19 protein-coding genes, 1 tRNA gene and 1 pseudogene are annotated in these 15,189 nt (G+C 26.6%); 7 read left to right on the top strand and 14 right to left on the bottom strand.

Features of this window, described 5'->3' with window-relative positions:
- Positions 1 to 297 precede the first annotated feature (297 nt).
- Positions 298 to 669: a hypothetical protein gene (locus AACK93_RS04510; RefSeq protein ID WP_339023896.1), complete on the bottom strand. Its 372-nt coding sequence runs from the start codon at positions 667 to 669 to the stop codon at positions 298 to 300.
- A 384-nt stretch (positions 670 to 1,053) separates the two neighbouring features.
- Between AACK93_RS04510 and AACK93_RS04505 the strand changes: the two are divergent.
- Positions 1,054 to 2,182, top strand: a pseudogene (locus tag AACK93_RS04505) (IS3 family transposase).
- A gap of 322 nt (positions 2,183 to 2,504) precedes the next feature.
- Here the strand turns inward: AACK93_RS04505 and AACK93_RS04500 are convergent.
- The 10 genes from AACK93_RS04500 to AACK93_RS04455 all read right to left on the bottom strand — a co-directional run bounded on the left by AACK93_RS04500 (position 2,505) and on the right by AACK93_RS04455 (position 11,213).
- Complete coding sequence (locus tag AACK93_RS04500; RefSeq protein ID WP_339023895.1) at positions 2,505 to 4,730, bottom strand: RelA/SpoT family protein; 2,226 nt, start codon at positions 4,728 to 4,730, stop codon at positions 2,505 to 2,507.
- Between the two features lie 19 nt (positions 4,731 to 4,749).
- A complete protein-coding gene (locus AACK93_RS04495; protein ID WP_339023894.1) occupies positions 4,750 to 5,262 on the bottom strand; it encodes an adenine phosphoribosyltransferase in 513 nt (170 codons plus the stop codon).
- 25 nt (positions 5,263 to 5,287) lie between these two features.
- On the bottom strand, positions 5,288 to 8,110 hold the full coding sequence (gene secDF, locus AACK93_RS04490) for a protein translocase subunit SecDF (protein WP_339023893.1): 2,823 nt from the start codon (positions 8,108 to 8,110) through the stop codon (positions 5,288 to 5,290).
- Positions 8,111 to 8,122: 12 nt separating this feature from the next.
- On the bottom strand, positions 8,123 to 8,275 hold the full coding sequence (locus AACK93_RS04485; protein WP_339023892.1) for a hypothetical protein: 153 nt from the start codon (positions 8,273 to 8,275) through the stop codon (positions 8,123 to 8,125).
- A 682-nt stretch (positions 8,276 to 8,957) separates the two neighbouring features.
- Positions 8,958 to 9,275 carry a hypothetical protein gene (locus AACK93_RS04480; RefSeq protein ID WP_339023891.1) on the bottom strand — a complete coding sequence of 106 codons (318 nt, stop codon included), beginning with the start codon at positions 9,273 to 9,275 and terminating at the stop codon, positions 8,958 to 8,960.
- Between the two features lie 59 nt (positions 9,276 to 9,334).
- Positions 9,335 to 9,580, bottom strand: coding sequence for a hypothetical protein (locus AACK93_RS04475; RefSeq protein WP_339023890.1), 246 nt, complete (start codon positions 9,578 to 9,580; stop codon positions 9,335 to 9,337).
- A gap of 179 nt (positions 9,581 to 9,759) precedes the next feature.
- Positions 9,760 to 9,930 (bottom strand): hypothetical protein, encoded by a 171-nt coding sequence (locus tag AACK93_RS04470; protein WP_339023889.1) that lies wholly within the window; start codon positions 9,928 to 9,930, stop codon positions 9,760 to 9,762.
- Between the two features lie 13 nt (positions 9,931 to 9,943).
- A complete protein-coding gene (locus tag AACK93_RS04465; RefSeq protein ID WP_339023888.1) occupies positions 9,944 to 10,102 on the bottom strand; it encodes a hypothetical protein in 159 nt (52 codons plus the stop codon).
- A gap of 270 nt (positions 10,103 to 10,372) precedes the next feature.
- The gene (locus tag AACK93_RS04460) at positions 10,373 to 10,939 is read right to left on the bottom strand and encodes a hypothetical protein (protein ID WP_339023887.1); all 567 of its coding nucleotides are present in this window, start codon (positions 10,937 to 10,939) and stop codon (positions 10,373 to 10,375) included.
- A gap of 31 nt (positions 10,940 to 10,970) precedes the next feature.
- Positions 10,971 to 11,213 carry a hypothetical protein gene (locus AACK93_RS04455; RefSeq protein ID WP_339023886.1) on the bottom strand — a complete coding sequence of 81 codons (243 nt, stop codon included), beginning with the start codon at positions 11,211 to 11,213 and terminating at the stop codon, positions 10,971 to 10,973.
- 68 nt (positions 11,214 to 11,281) lie between these two features.
- On the opposite strand from AACK93_RS04455, the gene AACK93_RS04450 reads away from it, so the two are divergent.
- Positions 11,282 to 11,476, top strand: a complete 195-nt coding sequence (locus AACK93_RS04450; RefSeq protein ID WP_339023885.1) for a hypothetical protein — start codon at positions 11,282 to 11,284, stop codon at positions 11,474 to 11,476.
- Between the two features lie 148 nt (positions 11,477 to 11,624).
- Here AACK93_RS04450 and AACK93_RS04445 read toward each other — a convergent pair whose 3' ends face one another.
- The 3 genes from AACK93_RS04445 to AACK93_RS04435 form a co-directional block, all read right to left on the bottom strand.
- The gene (locus AACK93_RS04445; RefSeq protein WP_339023884.1) at positions 11,625 to 11,837 is read right to left on the bottom strand and encodes a hypothetical protein; all 213 of its coding nucleotides are present in this window, start codon (positions 11,835 to 11,837) and stop codon (positions 11,625 to 11,627) included.
- Between the two features lie 30 nt (positions 11,838 to 11,867).
- A complete protein-coding gene (locus tag AACK93_RS04440) occupies positions 11,868 to 12,062 on the bottom strand; it encodes a hypothetical protein (RefSeq protein ID WP_339023883.1) in 195 nt (64 codons plus the stop codon).
- Between the two features lie 205 nt (positions 12,063 to 12,267).
- Entirely contained in the window at positions 12,268 to 12,600 is a 333-nt protein-coding gene (locus tag AACK93_RS04435; protein ID WP_339023882.1) for a hypothetical protein, read from the bottom strand.
- 381 nt (positions 12,601 to 12,981) lie between these two features.
- Between AACK93_RS04435 and AACK93_RS04430 the strand changes: the two genes are divergently transcribed.
- From AACK93_RS04430 to AACK93_RS04410, 5 genes are all read left to right on the top strand, one after another.
- A tRNA-Leu gene (locus AACK93_RS04430) sits at positions 12,982 to 13,066 on the top strand.
- Positions 13,067 to 13,166: 100 nt separating this feature from the next.
- Complete coding sequence (locus AACK93_RS04425; protein WP_339023881.1) at positions 13,167 to 13,979, top strand: Cof-type HAD-IIB family hydrolase; 813 nt, start codon at positions 13,167 to 13,169, stop codon at positions 13,977 to 13,979.
- 55 nt (positions 13,980 to 14,034) lie between these two features.
- Positions 14,035 to 14,334 (top strand): thioredoxin, encoded by a 300-nt coding sequence (gene trxA, locus AACK93_RS04420; RefSeq protein WP_339023880.1) that lies wholly within the window; start codon positions 14,035 to 14,037, stop codon positions 14,332 to 14,334.
- A gap of 80 nt (positions 14,335 to 14,414) precedes the next feature.
- Positions 14,415 to 14,717 carry an HU family DNA-binding protein gene (locus AACK93_RS04415; RefSeq protein WP_339023879.1) on the top strand — a complete coding sequence of 101 codons (303 nt, stop codon included), beginning with the start codon at positions 14,415 to 14,417 and terminating at the stop codon, positions 14,715 to 14,717.
- A gap of 229 nt (positions 14,718 to 14,946) precedes the next feature.
- Positions 14,947 to 15,177 (top strand): hypothetical protein, encoded by a 231-nt coding sequence (locus AACK93_RS04410; protein WP_339023878.1) that lies wholly within the window; start codon positions 14,947 to 14,949, stop codon positions 15,175 to 15,177.
- The last annotated feature ends 12 nt before the right edge of the window (positions 15,178 to 15,189 follow it).

Raw genomic sequence — 15,189 nt, 5'->3', positions numbered from 1 at the left:
TAACAAAATCAAATCGCAGATCGCGTTTAGTTTTCTTAGGTATTGCTTTGAAGAAGTAAAAAAATCAGCTAATTATAATTATATTATTTAATTACTAAACTAAAAAACCTCGTGATTGCACAATTAACTGTGTCTCTAAGTAATTAACTTAAATTCAATCTGTCTTCAAATTTTACTTCTAAAAAATAATCAGCAACTTTGTCAATTATATCAGTTAGTTTTTGCTTTTTTATAATTTTTTGTTCTACTTCTTCGGACACATAAGAAATATATACTTGATTTGCATATTGAAATAATTTATAGTAAATGATTATTTTTTCTTTTTTTAAAAAAAATACCCAAGAAAACTAAACGCGACCTTGTTTGTCTTGTTTGTTGATTCTGGCGGATATCCCCCATCCCCATCTCTTGTTGATGTTTTTTAACTTTTCCTCATGCACTTACAATTAAACAACCACTATTTTTAATGGCATATCGGTGTTCTCTCTCTAAATTAACTTGTTGACCACCACTACCAAATCCAAGAATAATTGCCATAAGAAATTCTACAGCCAGCGTTAAGAATAAAGGAAATATTAGTTGAATATTCGTTCCTGGTACTCAAATTAAATCAAAAACTTTATAAAGCATTTGGGCGAGAAGGTCGGCCGTTTTCGCAAGATTTTCCATTTTTTATTGTTCCTTTAATAGAGTAAAATAATGTTGTAATCAATTTTTAGAAGAAACTTGAACTCTCTTAAAATATAAAGTATTTCCTTTTTTATTTCGTTTTACACTAATGGCAGTTTTTTTGAATTATGATTGTTATTAGAATTGTGCTGATAACGAAACAAAAATATTAAATAAAACTTAACTTAATTTAATTAATGTCTAAATAACTGTCGCCACTAAAAACGGAATTAACCATTATTTTTATTTCATTTTTCTTAAAAAGTTGCTAAATTTATCCATTTTTAAGTATTCTGTGGATAGGTTACAATACAATGAGTTGGACCATATTTATTTGGACTTTCAAAATAAGATAAAATTATTAAGAAAGTAGGAATATAAAAAATGGGCAAAAATTCATATACAGATGAATTTAAAAAACAAATTGTCATGCTTTATCAAAACGGGAAAATCATTATTGAAATTATTAATGAATATGGTATTTCAAAATCTGCTATTTATAATTGAATAAAATCATTCAATAATTTTGGTTCTTTTAAAGCAAAAGATATCAAAGTAATGAAGAAAATGAATTAATTTACTTACGAAAAGAATTAAAACAATTACGAATGGAAAACGATATTTTAAAGCAAGCGGCACTGATAATGGCCAAAAAATAACAATAATTAATAACAACAAAAACAAATATTCAGTGAGGAAAATATGTAAGATTTTGGGTTTATCAAAATCAACGTATTATTATTATCAATCTAATAAATGTACTAACAAGCAAGTTAATAATTATGAACAAGAAATTGTCAATACATTTAATAAAAGTCGCAAAATTTATGGGGCCCGTAAAATTAAAGCTGTTTTAATAAGAAAAGATATCATCTTATCGCGGCGAAAAATCAGATGCATTATGATCAAAAATAATTTGGTTTCTAGATACTCTAGATACACCAAATTAAAATATCGTAATCACAAAACAACAACTAATAATGCCCAAATTAGTAATGTTTTAAATCGTGAATTTAATGACAAAAAACTTAATGAAGTTGTTGTTAGTGATTTAACATATGTGCAAGTTGGAGGAAAATGACATTATATTTGTTTATTAATTGACTTGTTTAATCGCGAAGTAATCGGCTATAATGCCGGGCCAAACAAAACCGCCGAACTAGTTCAACAAGCTTTTCATAAAATAACACGACTATTAAAGCAAATAACTTTATTTCATACCGATCGTGGTAATGAGTTCAAAAATAAAATCATTGATGAAATTTTAATAACCTTTAATATTAAAAGATCATTAAACAATAAAGGTTGTCCTTATGCTTATGATAATGCTGTGGCCGAAACAACAACTTACAAAACCTTTAAAACAGAATTTATTAAGGGTAAAAAATTTGAAAATTTAACACAATTAAAATAAGAACTATTTGATTTTGTTAATTGATACAACAATATTCGAATTCACGGCAGCTTAAATTATTTAACACCCGTTGAATTTAGAAAATGGCAGTCTACATAAAAAGTGTCCTAAAAAGGGTTGTTATTTCATGTTCTGATGGGCACAACTGCAAAGACTGTAAGAAAGATAGTACTAGTAGTAAACATAGTTGCTAGCAAATTAAGACAATAGACTTGGTGCATAACCTTTAATTTTATTTACTTGCTATTTTGATAATATTATTTTTTAGGCGGAGTACAAATGTTAGATAAATACAAAGATAAAAATGAATTTTATAGTTTAGTAGGCATAAAATGTTATAGTTATGTGCCAAGTCTAATAAATAAATAAAAAATAATTCTCTAACAAAGGAATTTAGTTAGAGAATTATTTTACTATATATCTAGTTTTCCATTAAAATAACATCGTACACATGGGGTATTTGTCGTAATGATGACAGCAATTGTTGAAGAAGAACTTTGTTGGCAATTTTAATAATAAGATTAATACTGTACTTATTATCCGAACCTGTTTCAATATGAATTTGTTGAATCGAGGCATTTAAATTAGCAAGAATATTTGTAATATTAGCCATTAAACCATTACGGTCATAACAAATTACTTTAATATTACTATAATATTGATGGCGCTTAACAACATTTTCATTCCACCAAACTTCCAGAAGTCGCCCTTGGCGTTCTTCTGGAAGAATATTATGACAATTAACTCGATGCACGCGAATCCCGCCAAATTTACTAACATATCCCGTAATTGGTTCTAACGGCACCGGCATACAACAATGAGCTAAAGTTGCTTTAATGTTATCGGCACCTTTAACAATAATGTCGTCTTTTAAGTTAATTTTTTCAACTTTTTTTTCTTGAAGATAATTTAAATAAGTATTAGGACTAGTTTCGTTACTTGCTAATAAAAGATTAATTGCATCATCAAGTTGATATTTCTTATTAGCAACATCTAAATAAAAATCTTCTAAAGTATGATATTTTAATTGCTTTAAGCGATGCATTAGTTCTTTTTGGGAAACTAACTTTCATTTTAATTTCCGCTGTGTTAAAGTATCATCAATCACTTTTTTAACATTTTTAATTTTTTTAAGATCTTTAAATTCATTATCCTTATGAGTTTCATCAAATTCTTGCTCTTGTTTTTTTAAAAATCTTTTAATTTTATGCAATGCATAACTAGTTTTAGCAATAACTAGTCAGTCACGAGATGGTCGCATATTTTTACTAGTTTTAATTTCCACAACATCACCAGATTTTAAAACAGTACTAACAGAAACATAGTTACCATTAATTTTACCACCAGTAGTTTTCTCACCAATATCAGTATGAACTTTATATGCAAAATCTAAAATTGTTGACTCAAAAGGCAAAGTAATAACTTTACCATTAGGAGTTAAAACATAAATTAAAGAAGTAAAAATATCACTCTTAACTGCTAACTCCATATTTGGTTTTTCATTACTTTCTAACTCTTCATTATTAATATTCTCTAAATCTAAAATCCGATTAAAAATATCTAATCGCTCATCAATATCAGCTTGGCGTTTTTTAGTATTATAGATTTCGCCTTCTTTATACTTTCAATGCGACGCCGCCCCATAAGTTGCCTTTTCATCCATATCAACAGTTCGAATTTGAATCTCATAAATTATTGAATCCTGAATAACTGTTGTATGTAATGACTGATATAAATTATATTTAGGCGTTGCAATATAGTCCTTAAATCTTCCTGGTAAAGGTGTAAATTGTTGATGTAAATAACCTAAAATCATATAACATTCATCAATCGTATTAGTAATAATTCTTATCGCTAATAAATCATGAATATCTTCAAATTTACGCCCAAAATAATACATCTTACGATAAATTGAATAAATACTTTTGCTACGACCAGAAATTGTTGCTTTAATATTCTTATTATCTAATAATGACTTAATATTGTTAATCATTACTGCCATTAATGATTCTAAATGTTCTTTTTCCAAATCAACATTGCGAGAAATTCTTTTATACTCAACAGGATTTAAAATTGCGAAAGACAAGTCTTCTAAAAGACTTTTTACTTGTCGCATCCCTAACCGGTGTGCAATTGAAGAATAAACTTCTAAGGTTTCTTTCGCAATAACCTTTTGTTTTTCTGCTTCCAAATATTCAATTGTTTGAATATTATGTAAACGATCTGCTAACTTAATAACAATAACACGAATATCATGCGCCATACTTAAATATAATTTTCGCAAATAATTAGATTTAATTTCACTACGATTCATTTTAGCAAAATAAGATACTTTCGTGACCGCTTCAACTAAAGTTGATATCTCAATACCAAACTCTTTATTCAAGTCTTCAAAAGTTGTCGGTGTGTCTTCTAACACATCGTGTAATAAACCAGAAATTAATGTCGCTAAATCCATATGCCATGTTACTAAATAATAAGTTGTTCATAAAGGATGATTAATATAAGGTTCACCACTTTTTCTTAACTGCTGACCATGCTTATTATAAGCATAGACATATGCTCGTTTTATTTCCTCAATATCTTTTTTATTACTAATATAGGTTTTAACTTTATCTAAAACCTGTTTAAATGTTATCGATTTCATAATATCAAAATCACTTATTTTAATACTGAATTAAACTTTCAATTTTTAAATTAGGAAATTGCTCGCGAGCTTTAAAACTAGTCAATTCAATAACAAATACCGCGGCAATAATCTCGCCCTGTAATTCTTCAATTAAATTAATAATGGCGTCAATCGTACCACCACTAGCTAACAAATCATCAACAATAACAACTTTCATTCCGGGAACAATCGCGTCCTTATGAATTGCTAAAGTACTTTTATTATATTCTAATTCATAACTTTTATGAATAACTGCTCGTGGTAATTTGTCTGACTTGCGAATGGGAACAAATCCTAATCCCAATTCACTAGCAACCGAAGTTGCAAAAATAAATCCTCGGGCTTCGGGTGCCACGATAACATCTGGTTTAAATAATTTAACAATTTCTTCTAATTGCTTAACGACTTGTTTAAATGCTGCACCATTGGCCAATAATGGTGTTATATCCTTAAATTGAATTCCTGGTTTTGGAAAATTAGGAACATCAATTATTAATTTTTTTAAATCCATTAATTAACTCATCCTTCCAACATTATTAATCATTAACACCAAAGACAATTTGTTCATCAGGTCCAGTTAATGATTTATAAATTTTTTGCTTTTTATTTCATAAAAGCTTCCTTTTAATGTTAGCAACATATACTCATAATCATCGTAATAAAATTGTTGAAGAATAAATACCAATAACACTACCTAATAAAAGAGCAAATGCTGCACCAATATTTTGACCAATAACAAATAATGTCATTGACAATAATAAGACTAACGACAAAACAATTAAACTACTTTTTAAAGTCATTGTAAACCCAGTGTTTACCAAATCCGATAAATTACTCTTATTCATTTTAGTACTATCCAAACCAATTTTATTTTCCCGAACACGGTCAAAGATAATTATTTTATGAATAATAGCAAAGATAACTACTGCTAAAATAGCTGTAACAACCTCAATCGTTACTTCAAAACGACAAATAATTATCAAAGAACAAGTTAATAAAACATCATGAATAATTGTCAATATTAATGGTAGAATAAAACTTCAATCAAAACGAATAATTAAATAAATTAGAATAATCACCATAATAACTGCTAACACAATAATCCCATCAATGACAACATCACCACTAGTTTCATTTCATAAAGAACCATAACTAACATCATTAATTCTCATCTCAGATTGGAAATTATTTTCTGATAATCAAGTTTGTAAGGAGTTAACATATTTATTATCAATTAAGAAAGTTTTAATAACAATATTATATCCACGATCTTCAATACGTCTAAATACTGCTAGGGAATAACTATCTGTTGAATAATCGGTTTTAAATTTAGTAATAATTTCATTTTTAGTTTCCTCAATCGCTTTTAGAAACGCCTCATCATCAGCGCTCGTAATGTTATGTCCAGAAGTTTGCACTTGAAAAATTGTTCCGTGCGTAAATTCTAAACTAGTAACCGGTCCTGCAGTTGTAACAACAATAGCACCACACGAAATAATAATCGTAGAAAGCAAAACTAATCATTTAAAACTTTTTTGATAACTAAATTTCTTAGAAAAATGCGTTATCTTATTAAAACCAATCTTTTTAATAACATGATGAATTTTTTGTTTTATAATTACAAAATTAGTCATTACTAAATCTTGACGATTATTAATCCAGTTTAACGATAATAGCGAATAATAAATCCCTCGAATTAAAACAATACCAAAAATAAATGCTCCTAAAATACTAATAATTAGCATAATTGCAAACGATTTAATAATACCGGTTCCAAATCAATAAATAAAGAAACTAATTGTCAGTATCAAAACGGTCATATCAAAAATTGTTGATATTGATTTTCGATTAGCATCTAAAAAAGATTGAATTAAAGATTTGCCCCCATTAAACTCGGTTTTCATTCGTTCTAATAAAATTATACTACTACTTAAAGCGATCATTATACCTATCAGCATTGCAATAAACACTTCTCAGCCATAAATACCTAATAAAACATTAAACACAACTATTGTAACAACAATCATTGTTGCTAAAATAAGACCCAAAATAAGACCTAAAACACGATAAAATACTGCCAAAATAACTAATATTATTAATAAAATAACACTAACAGTAATAATCATTATAACCTTTGTAGCATTACTAATTATGGTATCGGATACTGAATATGACTCAACTTGATAGGTAATTCCTTTAATCCCGGCACTAAAAATCTTAGCTAAACCAGCGGCCGCCTCTTCACCACTAATCTCAATAAAAGCAATATCATTTACTTTATCACTATTATTAGGTTTAAGTTGTAATGACGAAGATGTGATTAAATACTTATTTTTATATTTGTTATTCATAACATCTTTAAATTCAGTATTAACAAGTTCTACTAAAAAAGGACGAAACGGATTTAAATATCGTTGTTTATCATAAGTATCATCTTCATTATTAATATCAATTGTTAAATCACTATTTGGAGAATTCTTATTATAACTAAGAACCTCATTAAAAGTAACATCATTGTTTTGAAAATAGTTATAAATATCAGAATCCGTATTAACACCTTGATCAGCTAAATTTACCTCTTTAACATCACCATTTTTACGATTACGAACACTAGCCATTAAGAGACTTCGCAGAGCATTTCTTAAATCTTGAGCTTCAACACCTTGTAAAGCTAACGCTTTAGCATTAATAAATTTTCTAAATTTTATCAAATCGCTATAATTGCTTCGCATCTCATCTAACATTTGTCCAAAATCTTGTCAAACATAAACTGATTTTTTATCTTGATATTTTAAAATCACATTATATAATTTTAAATTTTTAATTTTGAATTCAATTGATGGTTTATTTATTCCCGAAATTAAAGAATTATTTATTGAACTACTATCAATAAAATCTTTTAAAACGATTCTTTTACCATCCTTCTTTGCTGGCTTATAAGTTTCACCTGTCCCTGTACCAACAAGTAAATCATCGCCTTTATCATCTAAAAAGAAAATTGATCCGCTGCGTTCAACATCGCGTAAAAAATCAGCAATATTACCATAATTGGCTTGCGGAACCATAACATTTAAACGATTCCCGCCAATATTACTATTAAAATGACTAATATCCATCCTTTTTTTTCTTAAAGGATCAATTTTATCTTGTAAAGTGTTAACAACCCCATGACGGTTTTTCGCATTTTCATAACTAACAATTGTTTGATATGTCCCGCCAACTAACATTCCTGAACGAAAATTATTCTTAACAAAAAAACTACTCGTAATCAAACTAGTAATGGTACTTAAAATTAAAATAATAAATAAACCGAATCGAATTCAAAGGCTTTGTTGTGTTTCTTTAATATTATTTTCCATATCTATACCTCATTATTTCTTTTCAAACATTTCTTTAAAATCATCTAACAATATTGTTTTATCAGTAATTAATTTATTATTAATATATTCAATAACAATATTTGGTTTAATATTAAATATATCATATGTTGCTTGTTGCAAACTAGTAACTTGCCGTTTATGCAAAATCATTTCCAAACAATAAAATAAATTGTCAAATCAGCGATTGACAACGAAGAAATTTCTAATTTCAATTCCATAGTTTTTAATTCTAATAATTTAAAAACATAACTATAACAAATAAGACTTTTCCATTACTTTTTTCAACCTTATTGTCAAATCACGTATAATTTAATTATACAATATAATTTTTAAAAGTGAAAAAATAATTGTCCTTACGGTCGCATTTATTTTTCTTAGGTATTTTTTAAAAAAAGAAAAAATAATTATTTATTATAAACTATTTCAATATGAAAATTAATTATATATTTATTATGTATGATTTTTGTTGTAAAAACTTATTTTGATGTTGTTTTTATAAGCGTTTTCCTTAGTTTTTATAACCTTTTATTTAATTATGTTTGTTAATATTAAATATTTTGTTTTATTACTTATTTTTCAAATAAAAAGGTAATTAATTTTTAATTTCTTTTCTTTCGAAATTATTCAAACCTTTTTCCACCTAACAAAACTTTATGCGCCCCGCACCGACTAGGATTGATGGCTCGTTTTTGTTTTTTTATAAAGGATTATTCCATATTGGGTTTTAGTGGTTGTTTTGTATCAAAGAAAGCACCTAAACCTGACTTTACCAAACCAATAAACATTACACACAATAAATCAAGAAATAATCTTATCCATCTTACCCTTACCACACCTTAAAACTCTTTTTTATTGCTTTAAAAGCATCAGAAAATTTATAATGTTGATGTCGCAAACATTCACAATTGGCAACTTGCATTTGATGCTTTCTAAAAACTTTATTAAAGTAATAACCCCTAATAATTAACTTAATAACAGTTATTAACAAATAAACAATTAATAATCAAAAATACACTTTAAGAAATACATTTTGAAAATCAAACAATATAAAAATTTTAAAAAACTCATCTGTGTTAGTTCTAATTATTGTTAAGAATACTCAAATTATAATAGCAATACTATGAAATATAATAAAAAAATTCATAAAACCTAAAACGCTTTTAAATCATTTAATATTCAATATTTTTTTAATTTTTTCATTTTTTAACTCCTTAAAATTAAATATATTGTTGATAAAATACAAATAGTTCCTAAAATTTGAAAAATTGAATGTCGAGAAAATAACTTTATCATTGGTTTAAGCAAATCTAAAATTTTAATATTATTTGATAAAACTTTATTAAAATATTCTAAACCCTCACACACATAGGCCCATAAACTTAAAAAGTCGTTTAAAGAAAAAATAGAAAAAACAGCAACAAGAATAAATAAAATTATCAATTTAAACATTTTAAAAACCTACCTTTTTATTCGCCGTCCATGTTGATTAACTCACGGTCTGTTTTCAGAACTATTACCATCAAATTTCTTAATTGGGCCTGGGCCTGCGGGCCATTAGATATTTTTCTCTTAGCTTCTCAATTAGCAACTGATTTTCGATATTTTTTACGAAAACCAACTCTTGGTCGTTAAATATGAATACCTAAAATGCCACCAATTACAAGATTTATCACAAGCATAATTAGCGGAAAAATAATAATACGAATATCTGTTCCAGGAAGGGTTAAAGTTCAAATTAAATCAAAAACTTTATAAAACATATCGCCAATCAAACTAGTCATTTTTTCTAAGTTTTTCATTTTTTAAACTCCTTTACTTGTTTTTCTTCTTCAGATTATTTTTTAACTTAGTAAGTATCTTGCTAAATTTTTTCATTTTTAAATATTCTAATGCTTCGATATCCATTACATTATCATTTCAAAATTTATGCTGATAATTATCATTCAAAGCACGATTACTTAATTCACGCAAGGCAAGAATGATAAATATTTATTATCGTAAAGATTTAAGATTGACATCGGGATTTTCAATTTAAAGAAATAAATGTCTAATTCCGGAATGCTACGATACTTGATTTTGCGACCTTTTTTATCATTTTTAGCATTAATCAAAGTTAACCGTAATTGTTCGTATTCGCTTACCGATTTAAAAGTGCCATAAATAACTTGTAAATAGGGTCGAAAGATACTAACTGGCTTCTTTCTAATACCAACAATTATTGAATTCGCAATATCACGAACTTTAACTCATATATGTTCAGCTCGTTGTCCGCTCGCTAATACGATATGGGTAAATTGTCGAGCAGAAGCAAAATATTCTTGTAAACCTTGAGTTTACCCTATCATTTTCTTTATAGTCAGTTCCTTCTAAAAATAAGTTGGTTTCATCTCATAACAGTAAATGCTTTTCTTCTAATATCGGATAATTATAATCTAATAAAGACATATGCCCCAATGAAAGCATTTGTTTATCAGTAATCGGAAAAGTAGAAATTGTTTTTCAACCACTCAATAAGTAAGAAGCCAAAACCATTAAAGCGGTTTTTCCAGTTCCTAAAGCACCAATTACTAAATTTAAGGGTGAATTTAATAAGAAATTAATAAAACTACGGCGAGCAAAAAAATGAGAAATTTTAGTATATAAAACATACAAAGCAATTAATAAATAAATAATATCAAATAACATTCGTCAACTTTGAGGATTATAATAATACAAAATTGCACCATAGAATCACGCAATAATAAATAAAGTGCGATTTAAAGCGACAAAATCATATAATCTTAAATTTATTTTCTTAAACAATAGCATCATTTAAATCACACTTTCTTTATTTTTATTACTATCTGCTGGGCATTAATTTTTCAAACATTTTGAAAGCAATTAAAAATAAACCAATAATTACTCCAAGCAAGAAAACTCAATATGTAGCAAAAAAATTAACAACATTAGGCATATTACCACCAATAATATCGGTTCAAATGTGACCAAACGCTCCAATTAACGCTTTTCATAAGTTAGTAACCGCTTGTTCACCAGTGACAGCCACAGGCGTGGTCGCTTCTACTAAGAAAGTTCCAATCATATAATCACCCCCCTTTCTAAACAAAATATGATTTAACCTTATAAAATAAAATAACCATAAATAAAATAATGAATACTAATACCATTCAAAAAGCAATGTTTGCTATTAAAAGTCAAAGTAGTTCTTTGGTTAAATCAATTTCTTTACCAGAAACTCACGCTGGAATAACTTTAATTTGAATAAATAAATCCCAAAAATACAATTTTGTCATTTCTCAATCTAAATCTTTTCAAGCAACTAAAAACATAATAATTACCGCTTAAAAGGTCAAAAGAGTAGAAAAATAATGGCCGAGAACAGCATTACAATTATTAAAATTGAAAACAAAAATACAACTTGGGGCGGTAAATCGGCAGTTGGATAAATTAATTCAATTAACTCAATAATTATTTTTTTAAACATTTTTTAAACCTACTTTTTAATTTCTTTTTCATCTTGTTCTAATAAATTTTGCTTAAACTTTGCAATAAATATTCGTTGTGCATAAGTAAAATCTTTTGATAGCTGTTTTGCTTCACTACCATATTTCTTTTTATCTTTAAAAAACCGATAAATATTAACTGCAATATAATATGCTAGTAATAATGTTAAAATCGTAAAAAACACTAGTCCAAATATAATCATCTTTCTTTTCTCCTTAATTTTCTAATTAATTTATTTTTTTAAATAATTATGTTCAACAAAATCAACACAAAGTCAATTATCACCAACTAAATCAGTTCTAACAGATTCAACTTCAGATTTAGACGCTCAAATTTTTTGTTCTAATCCGGTTTTTTTATTAATAAAATATATAAACTCTTGATAATAATCTTTACCGGGCTCATCCACATTAACTCACATTTTCATTTTTTAAACTCCAAAATTAATTTTTTTACTACATTAAATCAAAAAATGCAATAACTTAGTTAAATAACTCAAACTAACATTGATAATTAACGGGCGGAGCATGGAGCATACGCTTTCCGCATCGTTTAAATACCTTAAAAACCAACCTAAATTTTTTTAAACTATTTTTTCTTTACCTCTATTCTTAAAATGCCTTAAAATACCTTTAAAATGAATTTTTAAAATAATTAAAACTTACATCCTTTTTAGCAATCTCTTTCTCCGCAACAAAAAAACCTAACAACTCATGACCTAAAATCAAACTAGATTCTTGACCTTTCTTATTATTAACTAAAACCAACTGATACTCACCATCTTTAATTATTCCGATACAAATAGAATTCTCATATTTTCCTTTATAAACAAATCGTTTTGAAAACCAAATACCAGTAGATTCATACAATCAGGGAATTGCCGGTGCTTTAATAAGTACTGCATTTTGCGTTTCTTTCAAAAGATATTTTTTAGTATTTAAAAAAATATTTTCAATATTTCTCATATACATACCACCCTTACAATATTTAGTTATATTAACTTAGTTATATTTAACTTAGTCTTTTAACTTAGTTCAATATATTTCTCTTTAAACTTTTTCTTTAAACTAAATTAACATAACTTGTTAGTAAACTTCGTTTACTAAAAAACTTAGTTTATCAACAACAAGGCACAAAAAAATACAAGGCATAACTAAAAATAATAAATATTAATTTAACCTTATATTTCTTGTAATAAATAAATGAGCTCGTATTTATTTATTAATTAACAGCAAGTTTGTAGAAACCAAAATCTTGTCATATGTATATGGTTTCTACAACCCTATAGTTGTTGTCTATTGATAATTATGGTGATTTTGTATTATAATGTTAGAGTAATTTGTAATGCGGGTTTGGCGGAATTGGCAGACGCACCAGACTTAGGATCTGGCGTTTTACGACGTGGGGGTTCAAGTCCCTTAACCCGCACCATTTACTATAAAATGTGCACTTGATTGATAGTGCATTATTTTTTTAATTAATTAGTATTATTTATTAAATAGATATTTAAAAAATGAAAAAGGTGGGTTTAATGAAAATAAAAATTATTTTTATTGATATTGACGGGACTTTGTTTAATGATAATCATTGTCTAACTGAATTTAATAAGAAAATGTGTATTGCAGCTCAAAAGCAAGGTATTATTATTGTTATTAATACGGGAAGAGTTACTAGTAATGCTATTAGTATTGCTAAACAAATTAATGCTCATAAATTTAAAAGTTTTGTTGTTGCTAATAATGGTGTTCATATTTATTCATTTAAAGATAAAAAATTAATTTTTAATGGAAATATTAATAATGATTTTGCTAAAACAGTTTATCTTTGAGTTGATAATAAAGGTTTTAAATGCCAATTGTATACTGAAGATAGTTCTTTTGTTAATCGTGTTGGAGAAAATTCCAGTTATTGAGCTGATGTTATGCAAACAAAATATACAGTATTGAATAATGTTGATGATTTAATTACTGATATTGCTCGAATTATTATTATTGCTAAAACTATTACTAGTCAAGTTGCTTCTCAGGAATTAATTAATGAATTTAATGAAAAATTTTCACATTTAGATATTAAAGAGTATCGTCCAGGAATATATGAAATAACATTGCCAAAAATGAGTAAAGGTTATGGTGTTACATATATTTGTGATTTATTAGGAATTAGTCCTAGCGAAGCAATGGCTTTTGGTGATTCATATAATGATCAATGATTAATGCAAGCAGTGGATCACCCGGTGGCAATGGATAATTCAGTTGAGATTATTAAGGAATTATCTAATTATATTTGTCAAAGTAATAATGAAAATGGTGTTGGTAATATGATTAGTAAACACATTTTGAAGTAAAGATATTATTATTTTAATTATGTTAGAATAATAAAGAATGAAAGGAGATTTTAAAATGGTTATTAAAACAGATTTAAGTAAGTTTGATGAAGTTGTTAAAATTGGTAAAGTTATTATTGATTTTTATGCTGATTGATGTGGGCCTTGTAAAATGTTAGCACCAATTTTTGAACAATTATCTAATGAAATGAAAGAAGTTTCTTTTGTTAAAGTTGATATTGATGAATCACAAGAATTAGCACAAAGATTTAATATCAGTTCAATTCCGACATTATTAATTTTTAACAATGGTCAATTGAAAAGAACTCTAAATGGTTATAAGTCCAAAGAAGAATTAAAAATGTCTTTAAGTTAAAATTAGTAATTTTTTTCTTGCCAAATTTAATTTTTTATATTATTCTTAAACTATAATTTCATAAGAAGGGAAGTTTAAAAATGAAAAAACCATCAATTAAAGACAAAGTAGCTGATTTTATTGTCGAAGAGTATAAAAAATATGGGATTACAAAAAGCAAAGCTAATGACATTTTTGACAATATTATTAATATTTTAACCGAAGAAATTCAGAGTGCTGAGAGAACACCTATTTCAGGTTTTGGGATTTTTAAAACTAAAGAAAGAAAAGCTCGTGAAGGAAGAAATCCACAAACAGGAGAAAAAATCGCTATTCCCGCAAGAACTATTGTCATTTTTAGTCCTTCAACAACTTTAAAAGAAAAAGTTAATACAAATAGTTAATAGTTAACAATTAAAAATATTTGAAAAATTAAAGTAATTACTGTAATTTTTTTATTTAACTTTATTGTTTGCTAAATAATAAAAAATTAAAATAATTTACTATTTTTATTGTAATTGTGCTAAAAAATAGTAGTGTTTGGTCGCGTTTAGTTTTCTTAGGTATTTTTAAAAAAAAGAAAAAATACCTAAGAAAACTAAACGCGACCTTTTTTTAATATTTTTCTTGATTATGCAAAACATCTGTGGTATATTACAGGATCCTGATTTCTATATTGTTTATAAAGACGGTAATGGTAATATTATTTTTAGTGTTTTTGATTTTTATAAAAAAAATGGAGTTTTAAAAAATAAAACTTATAGTATTGATAAAATCGGTAATGTTAAAATAACAATTGCTCGTTCTAATTTTTATAATTTTTGAATAACTTCATTTTCGGCAGAAATGCCTTTTTTACTATAAAAAGATAACGAG

The sequence above is a fragment of the Spiroplasma endosymbiont of Agriotes lineatus genome, from assembly GCF_964019485.1.
Classification (GTDB): domain Bacteria; phylum Bacillota_I; class Bacilli_A; order Mycoplasmatales; family Nriv7; genus Nriv7.
Note: the sequence above shows the minus strand (reverse complement) of the source record. Positions and strands in the feature narration are given on the sequence as shown.